This is a genomic window from Hoyosella rhizosphaerae, assembly GCF_014643175.1.
Lineage (GTDB): Bacteria > Actinomycetota > Actinomycetes > Mycobacteriales > Mycobacteriaceae > Lolliginicoccus > Lolliginicoccus rhizosphaerae.
This window is the reverse complement of sequence record NZ_BMJH01000002.1, coordinates 315395-339745: the sequence shown is the minus strand read 5'-3', so window position 1 is coordinate 339745 and position 24351 is coordinate 315395. Positions and strand designations below refer to the sequence as shown.

22 protein-coding genes are annotated in these 24351 nt (G+C 57.4%); 14 read left to right on the top strand and 8 right to left on the bottom strand.

Annotation, left to right across the window (positions count from 1 at the left end; translation table 11 throughout):
• Positions 1 to 11 precede the first annotated feature (11 nt).
• Both IEW73_RS09770 and IEW73_RS09765 read right to left on the bottom strand, forming a co-directional pair.
• Positions 12 to 494, bottom strand: a complete 483-nt coding sequence (locus IEW73_RS09770; protein ID WP_188673941.1) for a dihydrofolate reductase — start codon at positions 492 to 494, stop codon at positions 12 to 14.
• Between the two features lie 9 nt (positions 495 to 503).
• Positions 504 to 1307, bottom strand: coding sequence for a thymidylate synthase (locus tag IEW73_RS09765; protein WP_188673937.1), 804 nt, complete (start codon positions 1305 to 1307; stop codon positions 504 to 506).
• A gap of 126 nt (positions 1308 to 1433) precedes the next feature.
• Here IEW73_RS09765 and IEW73_RS09760 point away from each other — a divergent pair, with 126 nt between their 5' ends.
• Positions 1434 to 1577: a hypothetical protein gene (locus tag IEW73_RS09760; RefSeq protein ID WP_188675200.1), complete on the top strand. Its 144-nt coding sequence runs from the start codon at positions 1434 to 1436 to the stop codon at positions 1575 to 1577.
• 20 nt (positions 1578 to 1597) lie between these two features.
• Here the strand turns inward: IEW73_RS09760 and tnpB are convergent, their stop codons facing one another.
• Both tnpB and IEW73_RS09750 read right to left on the bottom strand, forming a co-directional pair.
• Entirely contained in the window at positions 1598 to 3034 is a 1437-nt protein-coding gene (gene tnpB / locus IEW73_RS09755; RefSeq protein WP_188673934.1) for an IS607 family element RNA-guided endonuclease TnpB, read from the bottom strand.
• Positions 3034 to 3621, bottom strand: a complete 588-nt coding sequence (locus tag IEW73_RS09750) for an IS607 family transposase (RefSeq protein ID WP_188675016.1) — start codon at positions 3619 to 3621, stop codon at positions 3034 to 3036. The genes tnpB and IEW73_RS09750 overlap by 1 nt, the downstream gene beginning before the upstream one ends.
• Before the next feature lie 103 nt (positions 3622 to 3724).
• Between IEW73_RS09750 and IEW73_RS09745 the strand changes: the two genes are divergently transcribed.
• The 4 genes from IEW73_RS09745 to IEW73_RS09730 all read left to right on the top strand — a co-directional run bounded on the left by IEW73_RS09745 (position 3725) and on the right by IEW73_RS09730 (position 6070).
• Positions 3725 to 3967: a hypothetical protein gene (locus tag IEW73_RS09745; RefSeq protein WP_188673931.1), complete on the top strand. Its 243-nt coding sequence runs from the start codon at positions 3725 to 3727 to the stop codon at positions 3965 to 3967.
• 23 nt (positions 3968 to 3990) lie between these two features.
• Positions 3991 to 4464 (top strand): NUDIX hydrolase, encoded by a 474-nt coding sequence (locus IEW73_RS09740; protein WP_188673928.1) that lies wholly within the window; start codon positions 3991 to 3993, stop codon positions 4462 to 4464.
• Positions 4465 to 4701: 237 nt separating this feature from the next.
• Positions 4702 to 5079, top strand: coding sequence for a hypothetical protein (locus IEW73_RS09735; protein WP_188673925.1), 378 nt, complete (start codon positions 4702 to 4704; stop codon positions 5077 to 5079).
• Between the two features lie 175 nt (positions 5080 to 5254).
• Complete coding sequence (locus IEW73_RS09730) at positions 5255 to 6070, top strand: class I SAM-dependent methyltransferase (protein WP_188673922.1); 816 nt, start codon at positions 5255 to 5257, stop codon at positions 6068 to 6070.
• Between the two features lies 1 nt (position 6071).
• Here the strand turns inward: IEW73_RS09730 and IEW73_RS09725 are convergent, their stop codons facing one another.
• Both IEW73_RS09725 and nrdF read right to left on the bottom strand, forming a co-directional pair.
• Positions 6072 to 6833: a DUF1206 domain-containing protein gene (locus IEW73_RS09725; protein ID WP_268236305.1), complete on the bottom strand. Its 762-nt coding sequence runs from the start codon at positions 6831 to 6833 to the stop codon at positions 6072 to 6074.
• Positions 6834 to 6900: 67 nt separating this feature from the next.
• On the bottom strand, positions 6901 to 7908 hold the full coding sequence (nrdF, locus tag IEW73_RS09720; protein ID WP_188673916.1) for a class 1b ribonucleoside-diphosphate reductase subunit beta: 1008 nt from the start codon (positions 7906 to 7908) through the stop codon (positions 6901 to 6903).
• A 333-nt stretch (positions 7909 to 8241) separates the two neighbouring features.
• On the opposite strand from nrdF, the gene IEW73_RS09715 reads away from it, so the two are divergent.
• Entirely contained in the window at positions 8242 to 9345 is a 1104-nt protein-coding gene (locus IEW73_RS09715; protein WP_188673914.1) for a ferredoxin reductase, read from the top strand.
• 23 nt (positions 9346 to 9368) lie between these two features.
• Positions 9369 to 10745: a fatty acid desaturase family protein gene (locus tag IEW73_RS09710; RefSeq protein ID WP_188673910.1), complete on the top strand. Its 1377-nt coding sequence runs from the start codon at positions 9369 to 9371 to the stop codon at positions 10743 to 10745.
• A gap of 92 nt (positions 10746 to 10837) precedes the next feature.
• Here IEW73_RS09710 and IEW73_RS09705 read toward each other — a convergent pair whose 3' ends face one another.
• Positions 10838 to 12052, bottom strand: a complete 1215-nt coding sequence (locus IEW73_RS09705; RefSeq protein WP_188673907.1) for an O-antigen ligase family protein — start codon at positions 12050 to 12052, stop codon at positions 10838 to 10840.
• 294 nt (positions 12053 to 12346) lie between these two features.
• Between IEW73_RS09705 and IEW73_RS09700 the strand changes: the two genes are divergently transcribed.
• The 5 genes from IEW73_RS09700 (at position 12347) to IEW73_RS09680 (ending at position 18636) form a co-directional block, all read left to right on the top strand.
• The gene (locus IEW73_RS09700; RefSeq protein WP_229675901.1) at positions 12347 to 13630 is read left to right on the top strand and encodes a glycosyltransferase family 4 protein; all 1284 of its coding nucleotides are present in this window, start codon (positions 12347 to 12349) and stop codon (positions 13628 to 13630) included.
• On the top strand, positions 13627 to 14652 hold the full coding sequence (gmd, locus tag IEW73_RS09695) for a GDP-mannose 4,6-dehydratase (protein ID WP_188673904.1): 1026 nt from the start codon (positions 13627 to 13629) through the stop codon (positions 14650 to 14652). The genes IEW73_RS09700 and gmd overlap by 4 nt, the downstream gene beginning before the upstream one ends.
• Before the next feature lie 2 nt (positions 14653 to 14654).
• Positions 14655 to 15626, top strand: a complete 972-nt coding sequence (locus IEW73_RS09690) for a GDP-L-fucose synthase family protein (RefSeq protein ID WP_188673900.1) — start codon at positions 14655 to 14657, stop codon at positions 15624 to 15626.
• A gap of 72 nt (positions 15627 to 15698) precedes the next feature.
• Complete coding sequence (locus IEW73_RS09685) at positions 15699 to 17117, top strand: tyrosine-protein kinase domain-containing protein (RefSeq protein ID WP_188673897.1); 1419 nt, start codon at positions 15699 to 15701, stop codon at positions 17115 to 17117.
• 142 nt (positions 17118 to 17259) lie between these two features.
• The gene (locus IEW73_RS09680; RefSeq protein WP_188673894.1) at positions 17260 to 18636 is read left to right on the top strand and encodes a hypothetical protein; all 1377 of its coding nucleotides are present in this window, start codon (positions 17260 to 17262) and stop codon (positions 18634 to 18636) included.
• Positions 18637 to 18729: 93 nt separating this feature from the next.
• Here IEW73_RS09680 and IEW73_RS09675 read toward each other — a convergent pair whose 3' ends face one another.
• Positions 18730 to 20292, bottom strand: a complete 1563-nt coding sequence (locus IEW73_RS09675; RefSeq protein WP_188673890.1) for a sugar transferase — start codon at positions 20290 to 20292, stop codon at positions 18730 to 18732.
• Between the two features lie 573 nt (positions 20293 to 20865).
• Between IEW73_RS09675 and IEW73_RS09670 the strand changes: the two genes are divergently transcribed.
• A complete protein-coding gene (locus IEW73_RS09670) occupies positions 20866 to 22530 on the top strand; it encodes a right-handed parallel beta-helix repeat-containing protein (RefSeq protein WP_188673887.1) in 1665 nt (554 codons plus the stop codon).
• A 162-nt stretch (positions 22531 to 22692) separates the two neighbouring features.
• Positions 22693 to 24318, top strand: coding sequence for a right-handed parallel beta-helix repeat-containing protein (locus tag IEW73_RS09665; RefSeq protein ID WP_188673884.1), 1626 nt, complete (start codon positions 22693 to 22695; stop codon positions 24316 to 24318).
• The last annotated feature ends 33 nt before the right edge of the window (positions 24319 to 24351 follow it).

The following is a 24351-nucleotide window of genomic DNA, read 5'->3' as shown; positions in this document are numbered from 1 at the left end:
CGGCACCGCAACTAACTACGGACGTACCAGACCCAACGGAATGGCATACCGTCACGCGACGTATGCCACCCCGTTGCGGGGTCGATAGATTCTGCGCGCCACGATCGATCAATCGCTGGCGCGTAGGCATCACCAGGCACCGCTATGTCGAGTTCGGTGACGACAAGTTGTGTTGCGTGCGGCATCAATGCCTCATAGATCTGCGCACCGCCCATCACCCATGCATCCGGGTATTGGGCTATCGCGTCTTCCAGGGAACGCACCACGATGGCACCGGGCGCCGCCCAGTTTTCGTCCCTAGTAATCACAATGTTGTCGCGACCCGGAAGAGGCCGAAATCGTTCGGGGAGCGAATCCCATGTCCGCCGACCCATCAGCACAGCACTACCGTCGGTGACGCGCTTGAAGTGCTTCAGGTCTTCCGGGATATGCCACGGCATCGTGCCCTCGTGACCAATGACGCCGTCGCGCGCTTGAGCCCAAATAAGCTTCACAACCCTGCCTCACACAGCCACAGGGGCTTTTATCGCCGGGTGATGGCGATAGTCTTCGACGGCGATGTCATCGAAGGTGTAGTCGAAAAGCGAGTCAGGCTTTCGCGCAAACCGCAATTTCGGGTACGGAAACGGATTGCGTGAGAGCTGCTCGGTGACTTGATCGACGTGGTTGTCGTAGATATGACAGTCACCGCCCGTCCACACAAAATCTCCAGGCTCAAGACCTAGCTGATGAGCGACCATCTCCGTCAGCAATCCGTAACTAGCAATATTGAACGGCACGCCAAGGAACAGATCCGCAGACCGCTGATACAGCTGGCATGACAGTTTTCCCTCAGCGACGTAGAACTGGAAAAACGCGTGGCACGGTGGCAATGCCATGTTCGAAATCTCTGCTACGTTCCACGCCGACACGATATGTCGGCGCGAATCCGGGTTGTCTTGCAACTCCTGCATGACTTTCGCGATTTGATCAATGTGGTGTCCGTCCGCGGTGGGCCAGGAACGCCACTGCACGCCGTACACGGGGCCAAGGTTGCCCTGCTCGTCGGCCCACTCGTCCCAAATAGACACCCCGTGCTCTTGCAGCCACCGCACATTGGCATCGCCGCGCAGGAACCACAGCAGCTCGTACACAATCGACTTCATATGTACACGCTTGGTGGTAATCAGCGGGAAGCCCGCCGAGAGGTCGAAGCGAATCTGGCGGCCAAACACACTGCGTGTGCCGGTTCCTGTCCGATCTTGCTTCGCCACGCCATGGGCGAGGACATCCCGGAGTAAATCTTCGTATGGGGTTGGTACAGCCACATCGACAACAGTAACGGTTGGACTCGTTCGATTGCGATTCTACGTGCTTCCTAGTTTGCGATTGACGCTTGAACTGGGGCCAATCGCTACTGTGGTCCACGCACCGCATCCAAGGAGAGCTCACCAGTGGCCACAGATTTCCATGTCCGGCGGGCAACAGTCTCAGGGCTCATTACCCTCGTTGTTGTTGGCATACCGACCGACATCATTCCGAACTCGATGTTTGGGCGCGAGATTCCAGTCCGCTGGTGGGAGTACCGTTGCATTTGAGTGATCTTTAATGATCATCGCTATGCAGCCTCACTTTTGGGTGAGGCGCTTCCATTGTTGGATTCAGGTTTCATAGCCACCAGCGCCACCGAAGCGGTCGTCTTACGGTCGGCTCCACCATTATCGAAGCAGGCACTCTGCTCCGCCCGCGCATAGCGCGCGAGGTTGATAGCGGCGTTGAGATCCCGGTCGATCCCGGTGATGTTCAACCCGCAGTCTTCGTTGTCGCAGACGTACAAGCGGTCTGACAAGCTCAGTTTGGCTTTCACTGAACCGCAACCAGAACACGTCTTCGAGCTGGGATACCACCGGTCCGCCTTGACTAGTGCCGAGCTGTACCAGGTGGTTTTATAGTCGAGCTGGCGGGAGAACTCGCCCAGACCCGCGTCAGCGATCGAACGATTCAAGCCTTTCTTGCGGGCACCACCGGCGGCCATCATGTTCTTCACCGCGAGGGTCTCGGTGCCGATCACATCGAACGACTGCGCCAGCAACGTGGTCAGTTTGTGGAGGCGGTCCCGGCGCAGGTTCGCCACCCGCACATGCTGTTTCGCGATGGCAGCTTGTGTGCGTGTCCATGCGTTCGACGGCTCCTGTTTCGTCTGGGTTGCCGCGTTCCAGGGGCCGTGCTGGCGGGCGGCTTTACGTTGCAGCGCCCGCAGTTTCCGGGACGCGTGTGTGAACTCTTTCGGAGCCTGCACACGTAGAACCTCCCGCCCGTCGGGGGTGGCCGCGACGATCAGGTCTTTCACACCAACATCGACCCCGACCACCGGTGCCAGGCGTTTGACGTGAGCCGGACGGCTGGCGGCACGCTCAACCACACAGGTGAAACTTACCAGCCACCTGCCACGTTCGAACCGAACCGTGGCCTTCAGAATCCGGGCTGCGCGGTGTTCGAGGCGTCGGGCGAGTTTACGGGTCGACTCGTGCACCCGCAGCGTCCCGAGCCTCGGCAGTGTTACGTGATGCCGATCCGGTTCGACGCGGATCGTGCCGGTGGTGAACGCGAAAGCCCTGGTCGAACGCTTCGACTTGAAGGACGGGAACCCAACCCTCGGGCCTTTACGGGTGCCTTTGCGTGAGTCGCTCCAGTTCTTCAACGCCTCCGCGAGGTTCTTGCATGCGTTGGCGTACGCCTCTTTCGAGTTCTCTGCCCACCACGGTGTGCCGTCCTCGCGGACGGCTACCTGGTGTTTGCGTTTGTTGAAGTCGTTGCGTAGAGATTGGAACGACCAGACCATGCTCGGGGTCAGATCAGCGTCGGTGATCCCGTACGACTTCTCCGCCTCGCGTTGGGACAGGTTCGCTTTCACTGCTCGCAGCATCGTGTTCCACGCAAACCTGGCCCCACCCGCGTGCGACTCCAACGTAACGGCCTGCGCATCGGTTGGGTCGAGCGCGTACTGATACGCCTGCAACACCCACCCGCCAGGAACCTCGAACTTCTCCGCCATTACGCCACCCGGCGGGAAGTGTCGTCAGCAGTCGCCGCTACCGCCCGCTTGGCGCGGTTAGCGGCAGCGCGTTTGCCATACAACCGCGCACACATCGACGTCAGAATTTCGGTCATATCCCGCACAAGGTCGTCGTCCACCTCGCACGAATCGACCACGACCAGCTCGCGGCCGTTCGCTGCGAGTGCGGCTTGGACGTACTCCGATCCGAACCGGCAGAACCGGTCACGGTGTTCGACCACGATCCGTGTGACAGTCGGGTCTCGCAGCAAGGCGAGGAACTTTCGACGGTGCCCGTTCAGCGCTGATCCGACCTCAGTGACGACCTTGTCGACGCCGATCTGCTCACTCGCGGCCCACGCTGTAACTCGTGCGACCTGACGATCGAGGTCGGCCTTTTGATCCGCTGACGACACCCGCGCATACACCGCTGTCCGGCCATGCGATTGCGTGTTGGTGGTGGGATCGCCGACCAGGATCAGGCCGCCGACCTTGCGGGCCGGGACCGGGAGCGAGCCAGAGCGAAACCAGCGATACGCGGTCACACGCGCAACGCCGTTGCGCTGTGCCCACGTCGCTAAGTTCATGTGTTCGGTTGTACCGCACACCACTGACAAGTTTGATCGCTCAAGCGCGTTAAAGAGCACTATCGACCACTCGATCCGCAACATTTAGCAACCCCTTTTTTGGGTGACCGCCGCACTGTTCGCCGTGGGGTGTCCTGTCTGCAACAAACTGATCCTGTTAGCTATTGGGACTTCCGGAGCCCTCAGCGTGTGGGCTCCCATTCAACCGATCCTCGCTGTCGTCGCCGTGCTTGCTCTCGGAATCGCAACGTACCTGTGGTGGCAACGCCGCCCGTGCGCTGATGGCAGATGCTCTATAGACCAGGTCAACACTGGTGGATCCGTCTCCGAGGCCAAAGTTCCATAGACCGCTTCCGCTAAGGTGCCTGCATGGGTATTCCCAACTACATTGCCGAGCTCCGAAAACATGTGGGCACAGACTTACTGTGGCTTTCCGGCGTAAGTGTGGTCATTGCTAATGACGACGGCGAGGTCCTTCTGGCCAGGCGTTCCGACAATCGCCTGTGGGCCGTCGTCTCCGGCATTCTTGAACCTGGCGAGGAACCAAGCTGTGCCGCACAGCGGGAAGTGCTCGAAGAAATAGGTGTGAGGGTTGCACTGGACCGCATTACCAGCGTTGATGTAACCCCCGTCGTGACCTATTCCAACGGCGACCAGTGTCAGTATCTCGATATTTGCTTTTCAGCCAAGATCGTTGACGGCACGCCCCACGTCGCTGACGACGAAAACATTGAAGTCCGTTGGTTTTCCGTCAACGCTTTGCCTGACGACATGACTGAAACGTCGCGTGACCGCATCGCGCATGCTCTGGCACAGCGACCCGAGGCGTGGTTTGCTCGCTGAACTCGTTTCCCGGTTTCGGACATGGCGACGTCAAAGTTTGACTGCTTTGCGTATTTTGTGGCAATGAGCTGAAAATCTGGACCGATTAATCACAAACCTTGACCAAATCAACACCTACGCGCGATACTCAGTGTGCTGAACATCACTTTTCACCGCATTCAACGCCCCTGTGCCGCGACAGACGATCCGTTGCATAGCTGGCTTGAATTTGATTCCACACTATTAAAGGAGCAATCTGTGCGCTCAACCTCCACCAAAAGCGTCGCTATCAAACGACTCGTAGCCGCCTCAGCCACTGCAGGTCTACTCTCCGGCGGCATGCTAGCCGGAGCAGGCATCGCGGCCGCTCAGGAAAACGGATCTGGCAGCGACGCTAGCAGCATCACAGGCAGCCTTGGAAGCGACGAGGAAGACGGCGGAAGCATCGGCAGCCTCAGCGGCGATGGCAGCATGGACTTCGGCAGCCTCGACCTGGGCAGCCTCGACTTCGGTAGCCTGGATCTGCTCGACCTCCTCGACCTTGGGATTATTGGCGATCTCATCGGTGGAATCGGAGATCTGCTACCGGGACTTGGCGGAATTGGCGGACTACTTCCAGATGTCGGCATCCTCTAAGCATTCGGCCCGCAACGCATCAGCACGTCCCCAGGCTGAACGGCCTGGGGGCGTGCTTCTCTATCGCGATGACGTGTCGCTTCAGCGTCAGCACCGTACGCGATAATTCAGAGCGGGCATCAGCGGTTTGTTTCACTTCGCCCCATTTGATCCCTCCATCCCCGGGAGTCAGCACATGATTGAACGCACCGAACTCGAGAAATTGCTCGAACCGGTTCCCGAAACCATGCTGGGCACCCTCCGTGACAGGGCGGTGGAGGCAATGCGACCCGGAACCGAACTTCGCGATCCGATCGCTGTAGACATTTTTCAGTCGTTGGACTACGACTGGGACAAGTTTGGCGCCACAGCACAACCAAACTGGATGCGAGCCCTAACCTTTGACAAGGTGTGCGACGAGTTTCTTGCGGAGCACCCCAACGGCACTGTCGTCTCACTTGGCGATGGTCTCGATACTGGGTTCTTTCGCACCGATAACGGAACCATGCGTTGGGTCTCAGTAGATGTCCCGGAGGTGGCAAAGCTCCGGGCAGTCCTCGTTCCTGATAATCCTCGGCTGGTAAATGTTGCCAAGTCCGCGTTTGATACTGCGTGGACAGCACAGGTCAGATCACCTGAAGACGGCGTGCTAATCCTGGCGCAGGGCCTGTTTCAATACTTTACCTGGGACGATGTCACGACTCTCCTGCAACATTGCGGTGAAACATTTCCCGGTGCCGAGATCATCTTCGACGTTGTACCGGAATGGTTTGGGCGTAAAACCCGTGCAGGGTGGAAGAAGAGCGAGAACTACGAGGTTCCCGCAATGCACTTCGCCCTGAACCCCGACGATCTCGGCGAACTGAGCGAAAAGGTGCCCGCAATCACCTCGGTCCGCACGATTCGGATGGTGCCCGGACATGGTGTGTTCGGTTCACTGACCATGCGAACTATTTATGGAGTAAAAAAGCTGAGAAATGCGTGGCCAGCAATCGCCCGGGTGCGCTTCTAACCTACATTTTTGCGTGGCGGGCCAGCACAAAGCTATAGATGCCATAGGTAATGAGGAATACGCCCGCCACCACCAATGCGAAGGCCCCAAACGGTAGTGCCCGGACCGACCTGAGTGCGGCATCAAGCCCCATCGCGTCGCGGGGAGCCGCCCGCGCGGTGGCGACGATCACTGCGATGCCAACTCCTGAGATGACAACGCCTTTTCCTGCCCACGCCACAACTCCAAGCACGTGAACTGCGAGGCCTGGTCGCCCCATCAAATCTGCATGGAAGGTACGCATCACACCTTTGTGAATGTGATAGGCGCCGATCGTAAAGACACCAAGTCCCACCAGGACCAGGATTATTGTGCCAGCGGTGGTGAACATCAATTCTGCGACGAGGCCCAGAACCACAAAATCGTTTCTGTCGCCCTTCCCTGCCGCGAACTGGCCCGCCGAGTACGCAAATGCGCCATAAATGACGGCGAGAGAAAAAGCCTTAACCCTGTCCGTAATGCTGAGGTCTCGCCAGGTAGTGGAGTCATAGGCGCGCCCAAAAACTGATTCGATTGCCCGCCATAGAGCCATCGTCGTCAATACTGCTGCTATGAGCCACAGCGCGATGGTTCCGCCGCGCTCCCGAGCAATTTCCGCGAACGCTCCGGTGTGGTCGGTATCGGGGGTTGGCACCCCGAACGCCAGGTTTAGCGACAGATAACCGATCGCGATGTGAAGCAACCCGCTTACGACGAAACCAACACGGGCTGCACCCTCAAATATCTGGTGTTGAAATAACCGAGATATCCCCTGGCTGCCTTCATGTGCACCCTCGGCGCTTGAGCAAATTTTAGAAGTCCCAGTCGTCGTCTTCAGTGTTGACAGCTTTGCCGATCACGTACGAAGATCCCGATCCGGAGAAGAAGTCGTGGTTCTCGTCAGCGTTGGGTGACAGCGCCGAGAGAATCGCTGGGTTGACGTCAGTTTCGTCCTTCGGGAACAACGGTTCGTAGCCGAGGTTCATCAGTGCTTTGTTTGCGTTGTACCGCAGAAACTTCTTGACGTCTTCGGTCAGCCCAACACCGTCGTAGAGGTCCTGTGTGTATTCAACTTCGTTGTCATACAGTTCAAACAGGAGCTCAAAGGTGTAGTCCTTGAGTTCTTGCCGCCGTTCAGGGCTGACGAGCTCAAGACCGCGCTGGTACTTGTAACCGATGTAATAGCCGTGTACGGCTTCATCACGGATGATGAGCCGGATCATGTCCGCCGTGTTGGTCAGCTTCGCGCGCGATGACCAATACATGGGGAGGTAGAAGCCTGAGTAGAAGAGGAATGACTCCAGTAGCGTCGACGCAACTTTGCGCTTGAGCGGGTCGTCCCCTTGGTAGTACTTCATGACGATTTCAGCTTTACGCTGCAAGTTTGCGTTTTCTTCGGACCAGCGGAACGCGTCGTCAATGTCCCGTGTCGAACATAGGGTCGAGAAGATCTGCGAGTAACTCTTCGCGTGCACCGACTCCATGAATGCAATGTTCGTGAGAACTGCTTCCTCATGCGGTGTGAGTGCATCAGGGATGAGGCTGACAGCACCAACTGTGCCCTGGATCGTGTCCAACAGTGTCAGCCCGGTGAAGACCCGCATTGTCAGTTGCTTTTCGTGTTCCGTGAGCGTGCCCCATGACGGAATATCATTCGAAACGGGCACCTTCTCCGGAAGCCAGAAGTTGCCCGTCAGCCGGTCCCATACTTCCGCGTCCTTGTCGTCGGGCACGCGGTTCCAGTTGATCGCCGAAACTTGGCTGACCAGCTTTACCTTCCCTCGCTCGGCGGGCGTGTGAGCTTCAGAGGTAACGGTCATGGGAACTTCTTTCCTGTCGGGTGACGGGCACATATCCATTTTCACCGAGTTCGCTCATGTCAGCGAGTTAGCGCATGGACATAATCGTGCACAGCCATACACCTAGTAGGACCGGGCGTGGCTACATCGCACATGTAGTACTTACACAAGTGAGATTAGCAGGCATGGGCAATAGATATGGCGTGTCGATCGGGCGTGGCCACATGGTGTCGTTCAAGTAACTTGTACACCCCCCACAGGCTCACCACAAACGCTTATGAGGATCTCAGCTAACAGGCGTTGTAATGCAAATCACAGTGCTATGGTCGGGGAAACTGGTCGGAGGTTGTGATAATGGTCGAACGCGCTGCCACACCCGTAGTACCCACAATGCGCCGGAAGCTCCTGCGCGCCGGGAAAGCACTGACAAACCCCCTCCTGCCCGACGACTATCTCGCGCTGATTAACCCAATGTGGTCGACGCGCGAATTGCAGGGGCAGATTGTTCGCGTCAAGCCTGAAACTCCACGCTCCGCCACCATCGTCATCAAACCCAACTTCCCCTGGCCTGGCCATAAAGCGGGCCAGTACCTACGCATCGGGGCCGAAATCAATGGGGTACGGCACTGGCGGGCATACACACTCACATCTGATCCAAACCACCCCGAAGGTCACTTAAGCATCTCCGTGCGAACCGTCGAGGGTGGGCGCATGTCGACCTTCTTCACGCGCAATATCCAGCGGGGTGCGACGGTGTTTCTCGGCGAGGTGGAAGGCACATTCTGCCTTCCACACCCCCTGCCGAAAAAATTCCTCATGTTCAGCGCAGGAAGCGGCGTCACCCCCATCTTTAGTTTGATACGGGAACTCGCTCGCCGCGGCGCACTGTCTGACGTGGTGCATCTCCACTGCGAACACACACCCGACGAAATCATGTTCGACAGCATCTTCAATGAGGTTGAATCGCATTTTCCTGGGTATCACCGGAGCATTCACCTCAGCGAAGAGAAAGGTGTACTCACGCCCCAGATGCTCGACGACCTTTGCCCTGACTGGCGGGAACGCGAGACCTTCCTCTCCGGCCCTCCAGGAATGCTCGATGCGATGAGTTCCCACTGGTCCGCCGAAGGTGTTCATGACCGTTTGAGCATGGAACACTTCCAGCCTTTTGCGGGCGACGGCGGCTCCGGCGGCCTCGGCGACGGTGGAACAGTGCATTTCCGAGTCACCGACATTCAGGCCACGTGCGACGGGGCAACTTCCATTCTTGTTGGCGGCGAAGAAGCGGGCGGCACTCTCCCGTTCGGTTGCCGCATGGGTGTGTGCCACACGTGCATCGGCCGCCTAGAACACGGCCAGGTGCGCGACCTCCGCACAGGGGTCGTCCACGGAAGTCATGGCCAAATGGTGCGAACGTGCATCAATGCCCCCGAGGGCCACGTCGAGATCGACCTCTAAGCACAACGAAAGGACCCCCGACGATGACCTACGCGATTCGGGACCACGCCATTTCCACCAACGGCGCGAAACCTAAGGCCACGTGGAAACCAGATCCATCGCAACCCAACCATCCACTCCATCGCCTTACGCCAGAGCAGATAGAAGAGATCGGGCGCGAATGCCAGGCGATCCACGACAAGGTCTACAGCGAACTCGGAGCTGATGACGCGAACTATATTCGCGCCATGGTCCAAGCGCAGCGCCGTCTTGTCGTCGCCTCAAGGGCCGTACTTATCGCCTCCCGATTCTGGCCCGCCTGGATTCTCGGCACAGCCGGGTTGTCCGTGGCCAAGATTCTAGAAAACATGGAAATCGGCCACAACGTCATGCACGGCCAGTGGGACTGGATGAATGATCCCTACATCCACTCATCGTCGTGGGACTGGGACAACACATCACCAGCCGCATCATGGAAGCATTCGCACAACTATCTCCACCACACCTTTACCAACATCGTCGGTAAGGACATCGATGTTGGCTACGAGATCATGCGCATGGATCCGAAGCAACCGTGGCATCCGCGTTTCCTCGGCCAGCCCGTGTACAACCTCCTCCTCGCGCTGTTCTTCGAGTGGGGTGTGGCACTACACGACATCGATGTTGAAGCTATCTTCCACGGCACAAAAGATAAGCAGCAGCTCAAAGACGAGTTGAAGGAAATCGGCGTCAAGGTTCGCCGCCAGGTCGTCAAAGACTATGTTGCATGGCCAGCGATCAGCGCCGCAGCCATGCTCGCCGTCGAAGTTGGTGTCATCGCACTGTTCGACCGCAAAGCCGAAGGCGGAGTAAATCGCTTTCGCAACGCTGGCCGTCGCGCAGGCGGCGGCTTACGACGAGGCGGCATCATCAGGCGGCTGATTGACCGTCGTGCCATTCGTGAACCGTTCCTCGCCACGCTAAGCGCGAATATCACTGCCAACCTGGTTCGCAACCTGTGGGCGTACGCAATCATCTTCTGTGGACATTTCCCTGATCAGACATACACGTTCACGGAAGAGGAAGTCGCCAACGAAACTCAGGGTGGCTGGTATGTCCGCCAGTTGCTTGGCTCGGCAAACATCGAAGGTAGTCGACTCTTCCACATTATGAGCGGCAACCTATCGTTCCAGGTCGAGCACCATATCTTCCCAGATATGCCAAGTTCGCGCTATCAAGAAATCGCCCCGCAGGTCCGGGCGATCTGTGAAAAATATGATCTCCCCTACAACATCGGCCCGTTCCACAAACAACTGTTTACTGTCCAACGCACGATTCTGCGGCTGATGTTCCCTGGTGGGTCACCTCGACCGAAGCAAGGCCCCCACCGCGAACCTGCCCCCGCCACGACTGGCAACGGACAACTACCAGTTTTCCCTTAGGAAAGCGTCCGGGCCCCAAGCACTCCGGCCCCAAGCACACTGTGTGCTTGGGGCCCACTGCTCTGCGTACCCGGCGCTCTGTGAACCCAGCGCTATGTATTGGGTCCGTCTTGAACCTTGCCGTAAGCGCCCGACCTAAGCCCTGGCGGCTGACTCAACAACGAAAGTCGTGCTGACCGGTGTGCGGAGGTCATCTCCATTTCGTCGAGCTGCTCACGTGAGAGCGGCAACGTCACAGCCAACACAAGTACTGCAAGGTAGATGGACTTGTTGGCTACCCACGGAGAGAAGATGAGGTCCCATGACGCCTGGGCGCAGACAAGAGTAACCACGATCGAATACTTGCCGCGCATACGAACGAAACCCACAACAAGAGTCACGAGCAGCGCTATGGGGAAAAGCGCTGCGATGATGCCGCCTTGAATCCACGATTCGAAGAAGATTGAGTGGATCGAGATTCGCCCTCCTGGTCGAACCCAGTAGCGCAGATAGTCGTCGGGGTTGTACATGCCCATGTATTCAGCGAGCCTTACCCCCGAATAGATCACATGCCAGGTAATGGCTTGCTCGTTCCCCCAGCCCGCGAAGGGTTTCTCCATGATTGCGGCAATCGCCAGTGGGGGCTCAGTTCGCCCATCGAGGAGCGCGAAGCCGTCACCCGTGGTTTGTGACAGTGTTTTCAGCCGCACTTCCTCGCCAAACACGCCCGACAGCATAAGTTGAGGTGTCACGGTGCCCAGCGCAAGAAGACCTGTAATTCCCAGCCAAAGGCGGAGCCTTGTCAATCCTTTGCGGCTGCGTCGGAGGAAATCGAAGAGGGCAACAGCAAAACAGATCAACGCGTACGCACGGCTGTTCAGATACATGCCGTAGATACCAAACCCGACCAACGCGAACGTCACGACGTAGCCGGGCACATTCCGCCTGACAAGTAAGTACAGCGTCAACGCGGTGACGGGGAAGGCGATACCGAATTTCCACAGAGCTTCAATTCCCTCTGCGGTACGCGCCGACCCGATGATGACGTAGTAAGCAACAGTGCCGAGCGACAACCACGCAAGAAGGTGGACGGCTTCATCTGAGGTACGAACGATTCCACTGAGGCCGATCACAGCGACGGCAAACACTAAAAAGTGCTGCATCGAGACAATCGGGATGCGCACGTCCTGCCACACCGCGGATGCACCCAACGCGACGAAACCGGCCACCGCTGTGAGCAAACAGAATCGAAGCAGTCGACCGCGCGGAAGATTTGTTTGCATGAGAGCTAGAACCGTTATGGGGATCATCCCTAATGGCGTACCCATACCAAATAACGGAACATTACTTGCCAAACCAATAACCCGGCGTGGCCAACGCTTAGTCGAGTCACCAACAGGTGGCGCTGCTATTAGCGGCTTCTCCTGGTCAGAAATGTGCCGCCCGCCCTTCGTCTCCAGCGCTTGAATGAAACGTACAGTACAGCGCGCAAGTACTGCCCATTGCAATTTATAGCGCAGAAAGCAGCCATACTTGTACCTTTGTGAATTTCGAATACGTAAGAAAACAAAACTTCATGTAAAGGTGCGTACTACGCAAGCCGGGCAGGCTAAAGTCGTGCCGTGACAGACACGCGTATGCGCATTTTGATACTTGGGCTGCATTACGCGCCAGAACACGCTGGGAACGGTCCTTACACGTCGAAGCTTGCCACGGAACTGGCCGCGCGCGGCCACCACGTGACGGTGAGGACTGGGTATCCGCACTACCCGGCGTGGTCCGTCGCCGACGGTTACGCCGGAAGGCGGATGCACGAGGTACTCGACGGTGTGTCAGTGGAACGATTTCGTCCTCATATTCCCGATCCCAACAAACCACGTGACCGAGCGCGAATGGAAGTTAGCTTCGGCGTACGCTCAAATGTCGGACGATGGGGGTCGCCCGATGTGATCCTCTGTGTCAGCCCCGCGTTGCTGTCGACAGCGATGAGTGTTGCGCGCACGCGTTTGACGATGCGTCGCCCCGCGGTTGGCGTGTGGGTTCAAGACCTGTACGGTCTCGGCGCGAAAGAAACCGGAACTGGTGGCGGTCGGGCTGCAGCACTCTTAGCGGCAATCGAATCCCGCACCCTTCGGGCTGCGGATGGTGTTGCTGCCATCCACGATAGGATGCGCGCTCATATGGTCCGGGATCTCGGCGTGCCTTCCGACCGCATCAGAGTTATTCGCAATTGGACACATCTCACTCCGATGCAACTTCCCGAGCAGAGTGTGGCCCGAAAAGAACTTGGGTGGGACCCCACTGAGGTCATCGCGCTTCACGCCGGAAATATGGGTGCAAAGCAAGGACTCGACAACGTAGTGGAGGCGGCGCGATACGCGGCGACACATTCGCCTCGCCTGCGATTCGTGCTCCTTGGCGATGGAAACCAGCGGCAACGGCTGGAAGCTCTCGCTGAGGGGTTGCCCAATATTTCTTTCATTCCGCCGTTGCCTGATCGAGAGTTTCGGCTAGCCATGGCCGCTGCCGATGTGTTGGTTCTCAACGAACTCTCGGGGCTATCCGACATGTCGGTGCCGAGCAAGCTCACGTCGTATTTCACTACCGGTCGACCAGTGGTGGCTGCGACCGACAGTCGCAGTGTTACTGCCGACGAGATCCGAAACTCGGGCGCCGGTGTTCAAGTTGATCCCAGCGAACCAAGTGCGCTCGCTGATGCAGTGATGGCTCTGGCCGCCGACCCGGAGCGTAGCGCCGCCCTGGGCGCTGCAGGGCAACGATTCTGCTCTCAAGAACTATCTCAACAATTTGCTATCGACCAGTATGAAGCATGGCTCGCTGAGCTCGTCAGCGCTAAGAACAATCACAATTCTCGTTCACCACTGAAGAAGCTAGGAGCGCCATGACTAAGCGTGCCCTGATTACAGGAATTACGGGCCAAGATGGCTCGTACCTCGCCGAGTTGCTACTGAGGAAGGGGTATGAGGTTCACGGCCTCATCCGTCGCGCCTCTACGTTCAACACGCATCGCATTGATCACCTTTATGCGGATCCGCACGAATCCGGCGCCAAGATGTTCTTGCATTATGGTGACCTCAGCGACGGCGCTCGGCTTGTCACCTTGATGGCGAAGATTCACCCTGACGAGGTTTATAACCTTGCCGCGCAATCGCATGTGCGGGTGAGTTTCGATGAACCCGAACACACCGGTGATACCACTGGTATCGGCGCAATCCGACTATTGGAAGCCGTACGGCTCGCTGGCGTTGATTGCCGCTACTACCAGGCCTCAACCTCGGAACTCTTTGGCGCTTCCCCACCGCCGCAGAATGAGGACACCCCGTTTTACCCCCGCTCGCCGTACGGCGCAGCCAAGCTCTACGCATATTGGGTGACCAAAAACTACCGCGAGGCGTATGACATGTTCGCGGTCAATGGCATCTTGTTCAACCACGAATCGCCGCGTCGCGGTGAAACATTTGTGACCCGCAAAATCACCCGAGCCGTCGCCCGGATCGCGGCAGGCAAAGAAAAGTATGTGTACATGGGTAACCTAGATGCGATTCGTGACTGGGGTTACGCGCCGGAGTATGTCGAGGGAATGTGGCGGATGCTGCAGGCGGACGAGCCCGATGACTTCGTCATGGCCACTGGTGGCAACTTCACCGTCCGTGATTTTCTCGTCGAAGCGTTCACTCGCGCTGGATTGGACTGGGAGGAACACGTTCGCTTTGACGAGCGTTACCTCCGCCCTACCGAGGTTGATGCTCTTGTGGGTGACGCCAGCAAAGCTGAACGCATCCTCGGATGGAAACCCAAGGTTCAAACGCCCGAACTTGCACGCATCATGGTCGACGCCGACATCGAGGCGCTCAAGCATGAGGGCGGAACGTGGATTGACCGGCCAGACCTGCCCGACTGGAAGTAGTGATGACAGACCTAGATTTCACCCCTGCTCCCCTTGACCGAGCTGCCCCTTTCTATGTGGCAGGGCATCGCGGGATGGTCGGTTCTGCGATCTGGCGCAAGCTTGAATCCGAGGGTTTTACAAACCTGATTGGACGAACGTCGTCGGAACTTGACTTGCGTGATCGACATGCCGTGTTCGATTTTTTTGCTGACACGAAACCTCGGTATGTTGCTCTGGCAGCCGCGAAAGTGGGCGGCATCATGGCAAACAACACCTACCCGGCTGATTTTTTGTCCGAGAACATGCAGATCCAGGTCAACGTCATGGATGCGGCGCTTGCGCAACGTGTCGAGCGGCTGCAGTTCCTCGGGTCGTCGTGCATCTATCCGAAGTTTGCCCCGCAGCCAATCAAAGAGGACTATCTGCTCACCGGGCATCTTGAGCCGACGAACGATGCGTATGCGATCGCCAAGATTGCCGGGATTGTGCAGGTGCAAGCCGTTCGGCGACAACATGGACTGCCCTGGATTTCCGCTATGCCGACCAACCTTTATGGGCCTGGCGATAATTTCTCACCGACGGGGTCACATGTGCTCCCTGCGTTGATCCGCCGCTTCGACGAAGCGCGCGAGTCCGGTGCAACTTCAGTCGAGAACTGGGGCACCGGATCGCCGCGCCGCGAGTTTCTCCATGTGGACGATATGGCAGCTGCGGTGTTTCACCTCTTCGAACACTACGATGGTCCGTCGCAGGTGAATGTAGGAACTGGTCGTGACACCACGATCAAAGAAATCGCCGAAATGGTAGCCGCGGCCGTGGGCTATCAGGGTGAAATTGCGTGGGATACATCAAAACCTGATGGGACTCCACGCAAACTTCTCGACGTGTCAAGACTTGCCGAATCTGGCTGGACTTCCTCTGTTGATTTGCGTGACGGGATCACGAGCACCGTTGAGTGGTACCGAACCAACAAGGAACACATCCGAACGTAACCAGCTTTTCTCCGGGCTCAGCAATGACGCCCGCACAACACCCATCTCGGCGCTAACAGGGTTAGGAAACATATGGACCTGCAGGAGTTCGTCCGAATTCTTCGGAACCGGTGGCGAATCGTCACGGCAATCACTGCTGCGACAACGCTCGCCGCAATTGTGTACTCGGTTTTAAGCCCGTCGATTTATGCTTCGACTGCACAGTTGTTTGTTTCGACGTCGTCTAACCAGTCAGCCGGGGAACTGTACCAGGGCGGGCGTTTTTCACAGGAACGCGTCAGTTCTTATCGACAGTTGATTATGGGGGACGCTCTTGCTGAGCGTGCGATCGACTCTCTTGATCTCAATGTTGGGCCGGAGTATTTCCACAACCGAGTGCTTGCGACATCGGCGCCTGAGACCGTTTTGATCGACATCACTGTTCGCGATACTGATCCCGTGCTTGCGCGTGATATCGCGAACGCGCTTGCCGCCGAATTCATCGGAATGGTCGCGGAGCTGGAAACTGTCACCGAAGGCACTCCACCACCAGCACAAGTCGCGATTGTGGAACAGGCCGCGATATCCGAGAATCCGATTGCGCCTAAACGCTTGGCGAATATTGCCCTCGGGTTTGTTGTTGGTTTGCTCATTGGTGTCGGTTTGGCAATCATTCGCGACCGCCTCGACAACACAATCAAGGACCGCCACACGCTCGAAGAGGTGGGCGAAATCGCGCTTGTCGGGACAATCCCCTACGAAAAGGACCGCGTCAAGTACCCGGCGATCAACTTCAGTGACACCCGCTCCGCTGGTGCTGAAGCGTATCGCTCGTTGCGCACTAACTTGCAGTTCCTCAATATTGATAACGCGCCGAAAGTCATCACCATCACTAGTTGCTTGCCTGGTGAAGGAAAGACCACTTCTGCCGCCAACATTGCACTGGTACTCGCTGAAGCCGGCCACACAGTGTGTCTGCTTGAAGGCGACCTCAGGCGCCCCCGCGTCACCAAATATCTCGGCCTCGTGCAAGAAGTTGGGTTGACAACAGTTCTTGCGGGACAGGCGACGGTCGAAGAAGTGCTCCAGCCGACTTCTGTGCCCGGCGTCTTCGTTATTGGCTCTGGTTCGATCCCGCCAAATCCAAGCGAGTTGCTCAGCTCCGCGCACGCACGTCAGGTAATTGAGGAGCTACGTGAACAATTTGACTACGTAGTTATCGACGCTCCCCCACTTTTGCCGGTGAGCGATTCAGCTGTCCTAGCCAAGATGAGCGACGGGGCACTCATGGTGGTCCGGCACGGCAAGACGAAACGTGAAGAGCTCCGTCGGGCGCTTCTGGATCTCGACAAAGTGGGTGCCACCATCCTCGGTACAGTATTGACGATGATTTCGCACAATGCTGCTTCTGGTTACGAGTATTCGTACTACTACGAGTCAGATACGTCGCTCCCACAACAGAGCCGTGCGTACAAGGTCGCCAATGCACGGTCGCGAGGTGCCGAAGGATAAACCGGAGCAGATGTTGAGTATGTAACCAGCAAAGAGAATTATGGTGAGGGGGTGCCCTCTTCGACAGCACCAGCAAGAGACGTAGCTGGCAATAGTCACAGCGAGGGGATTCCACCGTGAATACCGGTACGGAGGCGAAGTCATGACAGCCCAGGGACACGCGAACAAAGAAAACTTGGGCATCATCGTCACTTCCGATGGCGTTAGGTCGGCACTTCACGGGCCCGAGGACGAGCCTGAATTCCGATTTCGTCCTCTCAACCGTGACAATGCACACGATGTGGGTGACATTGTCTCGTCGATGATCGGTATCACCCGGATTCGCGCCGCTACGAAGCATGCTGACCTAGGCCGCGTAGTCATCGCTTGTATGACCCCCGAACAACAGGATCAAGCAAACCAGGTACTTACTGCTCAGGGGATCAAGGACCAGCGTTTTGTTCCCGTCGATGAAGCGATGTGGCGTTTTGCTCGCACCCTTGAACAAGTTCGAGGTGCCGCAACTGTTGCCCTTGTCATGGTCACAGATGACGGTTGTCAGTCCGCACTGTATGACGGATACACAGGTACCCGACTTGCGGCAAAATTTGATCCACAGTTGACCTTGGCGGGAGTCGACGAACACATTCGGGATATCGTCGCTGAGAAGGCGCCCGGTGTGCGAATTGGGGTGGCAAAAGCCACCATGCTGCGAAAGCAACTCGCTGATCAGGACACAGCCACCCTGACTAAGGGCAGCGCGACGATTGAGATAACACGCAGCGACGTTGATGGCATCGTTGCGGACCAAACAAGCCTTGCAGTGTCACACATTGAGGCACTGTGCGAAAAAGCCCAAGTGGAACCGGACGTCTTGTGCGTTTTCGGCGGCGGTATGTTTTTTGACGCTCTTGTTCGACGCACTAGTGAACACCCCACTTGCAGCGTTGTTGTGCCCCCGGATCATGAGAACGCCGCAGCGCTCGGTGCCCTTAATTTTTACCAACAGTGGTATCCACCCACCCGGCCGCAACCCAGCCAGCCTCCCCTTGACGAGGCTGCTCCCGCACCCGAGCTTGACGACAGTCTCGTCATTGACGACCGCCGAGCCAGTGCAAAGCCGAAGCCGTCAAGCCCAGCTGAGCCCGTGGATGTTTCGCCGGATCCCGACGTTTTGCCCGCCGAAGCACCGCGCTGCGGCGGCCAAGTTGGAAGCAAGTACGTTGCGCCTGTGGCGTCGAATCCTCGGGTTCATGCCACTCAGTTAGCAGAGCCATCCGTTGTAGCCGATGATCAGCTCGAGCATTCATCGGAGGTGCGACCTGCCAGGTCGGCTCGGCCCGACACTTCTACGCATCCCCTGGCTGCGGGGAAAAAGGTAGTGGAAATCAAAACTGCTGCTCGTTCACCACGGAAGCGTCGACGCAAGCGACGTCGTTCGAAACGCGCAGTGTCCGCTTCTGCGATCGCCATGACAGGCTTGTTAGGACTTGGTGCAGGATTTGTTGTCGTCGTTCTGTGGCTGCTACTTCTCGCCTGAGTTTTGGCGTTACTCCCAAGCGGTACAGAGCCCCGAAGCAAAGCAGAGGGCCACGCGGTAACGAACCGCGTGGCCCTCAACTTTTTGCGTCGGTTAGTACGCGCCGTCGCCCTGCAGCACAGTGCGAACGGTGCGCCACATGATGACAACGTCTTGCATCATCGACCAGTTCTCGACGTAGGACAGATCGAGGCGAACTCGATCATCTTCTGATAGTGACGACCGCCCCGAAACCTGCCACAGACCCGTCATGCCTGGTCGAACGAGAATGCGTCGTTCAACGTAGTCAGGGATTTCCGACCCTTCACCGTTGACAAGTGGTCGCGGTCCAACCAAGCTCATCTGACCCATGAGCACGTTGAACAGTTGCGGAAGTTCGTCGATGCTTGTGCGCCGAATAAACCGCCCAATTGGGGTGATTCGTGGGTCGTTCTCGGCTTTGAAGAACGTGTCATCTTCAAGTCCCAGTTCTGCGCGGGTTTCGTTTAGCAGCTTGTCTGCGTTAGGCACCATTGAGCGGAACTTCCACATCCGCAGCTCACGCCCTTGCTTGCCCACCCTGACCTGACGGTAGAAGACTGGGCCACGATCGTGGGCCTTGATTGCGATGGCGACTGCGATCATGATTGGCGCGAAAACTAGAAGCGAAACGAGGGCACCTATTCGGTCGAACAAGGCCTTCTTGATGCGCGTGGCGCCTTCGTATTGTGGCTCCTCGACGTGCAGCAGCGGCATTCCTGCGACTGGCCGGATCTTCAACCGCGGCCCCGCCACGTCCATCACTCCTGGGTGTACAACGAGGTCTACTCCGAGTTCTTGGAGGCTCCATGCGAGGTCGCGTAGCCCGTGGGGGCCAATTTGTTCGGTGGCGGTGACGGCGACTGTGTTCGACCGTGTGGTGCAGACTGCATCGAGCACCGCTGTTTCATCACCCAAGATCGGGATTGATTCATCGCCGATCGAAATCGTTTGATTGGCCGCGCCTACGTAGCCGGGGATGCACACACCCGCCACGTTGTACCCCAGTGCTGGTTGCCGACGGAACCCGGACATCATGTCGATGGCAGCCTTTCCGCCACCGACGACGATCACATTGGTTGAGCAGTGCCCGCTCGCGCGAGCGTTGCTCAGAAGACGCCGCGCCAACCATCGTGAAACGAGCAGACCGACGAGTCCTAGTGGGAAAGCGATGGCGAGGTAACCACGCGCAAGATCGAGTTGAAACAGTAACCCTACGATGGCGATGACGCCGAAGACTGTGAGTGTGGATTGAATGATCCGCTGATATTCCTCGCCACCGGTACCGATAATTCGGACGTCACGGGCTCCGAGCAGCACAAGTGCGGCGAGCCAAACCACGATGATGAAGAGGGAAACTGCCGTATATCCGAGGATGTCCGGTATTGGGTAGACCAGTGCGCCCTCGACACCGAAGCGAATCATTTGGGCGGTAGCTACCGCTGCGATAACAACAAGGGTGTCCGTAAACCGCAGGAGCGTTCGAAACCAGAAAGACCAATGTCGCACGCGCGGCCTAGGCGGTAGCGTTACGTGGTTCGTGGGCGCACTTAACTTCCGCATCGGCACCCGAGGAGTCGACTGACTATCGTCGGTCGTCTCAATTTTTTCGGGGAGCGACCCGTTAATTACGGTCATGGGTTCCTTTTTTGGCCGATCTCATTATCGGGTAGGCGTCAATTCAACAACTGAAACACCTTCATTCGAAAGGAATTCGACCTTTCGACACGCCACCAAATGGCGACATTGCGCATAACACAGCAAGTGTCTGCGCTGGCATGGATTCAATTCAAAGAATGAAAACCGAATTCTTCTCCCAAAAGGACCACGCAAAGATAACAAGGTTTAAGTTTGAATGAAAGTGATCACACACCGTAATTAAATAGGGCGTAGACCGCCACGCCACCTTTCGTTCGACCGAGGCCGACGAAATCAGTTGACCTAGCAGCAATTCCGACAAATTACACACTGTCACTATGAAGTGCATCACATTGAAATTCGTACATATTAGATATTTCGCTCATCCACATACTGAACTCCACGCCACCCAAAAACGGGCTAGACGGCCAGTCTCACCTGGATAAAGCCAGCGCATCGAACCAGACACAGTTCCCCACCGCGCCCCCGAGCCGCGCTCCAGGCACCGGGGCCCGCTCTACAGTTCCCCCAGATTCGGACAGCAAATAAGCGGACACGATGCTAGGAGCACCCATGCCGACAATTCACCGCGCCCAGTGCGATCGGCGCAGCTTTCTCCGCGTAAGCGGTGCCGCGGCCGTGGGTTCAGCGGTTGGCGTTAGCATCCTGCACGCACCCACCGCAGCGCACCACAACGTCACGCTTCTTTCTTCACATCGAATATCAGTAAGTCGCACGTCGCTACTCAACGCAGACGACGCGTCAGTGCCCATCCAGCAGGCCATCGACACTGCCGTGGCTAGCGACATCAGCACTGTCGAGCTTCCTCCCGGCGACCCTGGGGAGTACCTATGCCGGTCCGGAATCGAGACCAAGGGCCGATCCCTTATTGGTGCCGACACCGCGCTCACTATCGACGGCACGATCACCACCCGCGCACTTATCACCGCTAGAGGCGCGCTCTCCAGCCCTCGAGTCCCCCTCGAATACAGCGCCGAGGCTGGGGACCAACGTGTTCACGTCCCGACTCCGCTGCACGGAACCGTCAAGCCAGGCACGGTCATCGGACTTGCATCTCGAGTCCAAACCACAGGCCCGTCAACAGTCGGGACTGGGCAAGAGGTGTTCGCCACGGAAATTCATATCGTCACGGGAATAAGCGGACTGTATGCACACATCGATGAGCCACTGCTGTGGCCCTATCCAGTAGAAGCCGACGCACGCATGTTCGTCATTGACCCTGTCGCCAACTTCAGCATTGAAGAAATAACGATCACGACCACAAGCGCAACCGACTACCCCACATTTGGGCTGATTGTGCGCGAGGCCCAAAACCCCATTGTGGACATCACTTTGTTAAATGCCGGCGGAGGGGCGGGAATCCTCAACACAATCGACGCGGCCGTGCGTGTACAGGCCAATACGCTCCCCCGCTCCTACGACGAATTCGGTTACGGTCTCACGATCGCTGGCGCCTGTGCTCGCGTCAGCGCCGAGGCATCAGGCCACGACTGTCGCCATGTGTTTACAACATTGGGTGAATCGCGCCCCACGTCAGACGGCACAGGATTTGAGCAGTGGGGCGACCCCCGGCACATCACGGTTACAGGCTCGGGCACAGGTGGAACGAATAGTTTCGCTGTGTACGACACCCACCCCGCTGGCTACGACATCACCTTTTACAACTGCTCCGCCGACGGCGGCGGATCAGACGCAGCAGGTTTCCAGATCCGAAATCGAAACGCGAAACTGTCGAACTGCGTCAGCACTAATGCCGGGAATGTTGCACTTCGAATGGCCCCTGGAGCAGCCAGCGAGGTAATAATCAACGGCGGCGCATACAGAGGAGCGGCACGCGTAGGGGTTGGGTTGGCCGAGGGAACAAAGATTTATAGCGCCACCATCAGCAACAACGGCGAAGCTGGCGTCATCATCCCGAACGGCGCTGACAGCGCCACCGTGTCCAACTGTGTTATCGAAAACAATGGCCAGTTCGGTATCCAGGATCAGTCCAGCGGCAACCACAGCGACGTGCTCATCGACAGAAACCGCATTCCCAGATCAGGAACCCAAACTACGGGCGTGCTGTTCCCCAAGAGCAACATGGCGATCACCAACAACTACTTCGCCAACTTCAGTTCAGTTGAGGAAGCGATTCACCAACCAGAACCAACCGTACACATCGCGAACAATCGTTTCGATTCCGCGAGTGAACCCTCCACCGGAAGCCTCTCGTAGAGATCCGCATCACAGTAAACGTGTACTGAGCTGTGGGGCACTATCACTATCAAGCCCTGTGTCTTATATTTGCTTTGGCAAACTTTTACTTCGACTGTGATGACTATCAGGGCTGAGCGTTCAAACCAGCACTGACGCCGCATAGTCCGATGGAGGAAATCGATGATCCCCAACCCAACCCGCGCGCTTACCCGCCGGGGACTTCTTCAAGTTGGTGGTCTCACCCTCGCCGGCACCGCACTTGGCTTCACTGCAGTGAACGCAGCCGGTTCAAAATCAGTGACGACGCCGATCACCTTATTTTCGAACGACCGCTACATCGTCGATCGAAATACTCTCCTCAATGCAGACGACGCGTCCGTTGTCATACAGAACGCGCTTGATGCTGCCGAAGCAGACGGCATCAGCACCGTCGAACTCCCCGAAGGCGACCACGGCGACTACCTCTGCTATTCGCCGATCGCAACGAAAGGTCGCTCGCTAACCGGCACCAGCACTACGCTGACCGTGGCAGGCGCGATCAACGCAAAAGCCTTGATTACCGCCAGCGGAAGACCGTCCGGAAAAGCGACCCTTGAACGTAATGCCACAGCGGGCGACACGCGCGTTCAACTACCGTCCCCGCTCCGTGGAGTTGTCACAGCCGGCTCAATCATCGGCATTGAGGCCCGCACCAGCACAACCGGCCCCGAAGTTGCCGGAACACCACACGAGGTATGGGCGTGCGAGTTCCGTCAGGTGACGTCAACACAAGGCCCATGGGCAGACCTTGATAGCGCGTTGATCTGGGATTACCCAACAACCGCGAACGCGCAGGCTTACGTGGTGGATCCTGTCCGGGATTTCCGCATCGAAGGCTTGAACGTGACATCGCGCGATCCACTCAACCACCGAGTCTTTGCTGTCCAGGTACGGGAAAGCCACAACGCATCCCTTGACATCGCCCTGACCAATGCAGGTGGCGGAGTCATCGTCAATAACTCTTTAAATACCAAGGTTCATACCCAGGTCAACACACTTCCCAACTACTTCAACGAATACGGATACGGATTGACGGTTGCCGGTGCATCCGCATCAGTGCAGGCATCCGTATCCGGGGGTGACTGCCGCCATATCTTCACCACCGCTGGCGATACCCGATCAGGGGCAAACGGTTTCGAGCAATGGGGCGACCCGCGCCACGTCACCGTCACCGGCTCAGGCACTGCGGGCCCGAACAGTTTCGCTGTCTTTGACACTCACCCAGCTGGGTACGACATCAGATTTTCACAGTGCTCGGCAGACGGCGGCGGCGCAGACGCAACCGGCTTCCAGATCCGAAATCACAGGGCCACCTTGACCAACTGCAGCAGCGTTAACGCGGGACTTCTCGCCGTCCGCATGGGGCCAGGCATGGCCAGCAAGGTCAGCGTCATCGGCGGATCATTTACCGGCGCAGCAAAAGGTGGCATCGGCATCGCTGAAGACTCGACAGTCACCGGGTCAACAATTCGCCAGTGTGGTGGAGCAGGAATCATCATCAATGATTCTTCGAGCCGCGCCCACATCAACAACTGTGTCATCGAAGAGAACCACCAATTCGGGATCCAGGACCAGTCGTCTGGCGAGCACGTCGACGTGGTCATTAAGGGCAATACCATCCCGCGTTCAGACGAGCAGTACCTCGGCGTGCTATTCCCGAAGAGCAACATGCTGATTGACAGCAACCACTTCGCCGGGTTCGATCCACCAGATTCTGCCGCGTACAAACCCGGACCAAACGTGCAAATCGTCAACAACACGGGCTAGCCATAGTACTTTTAGCAGCAGTCCCAAGATCAC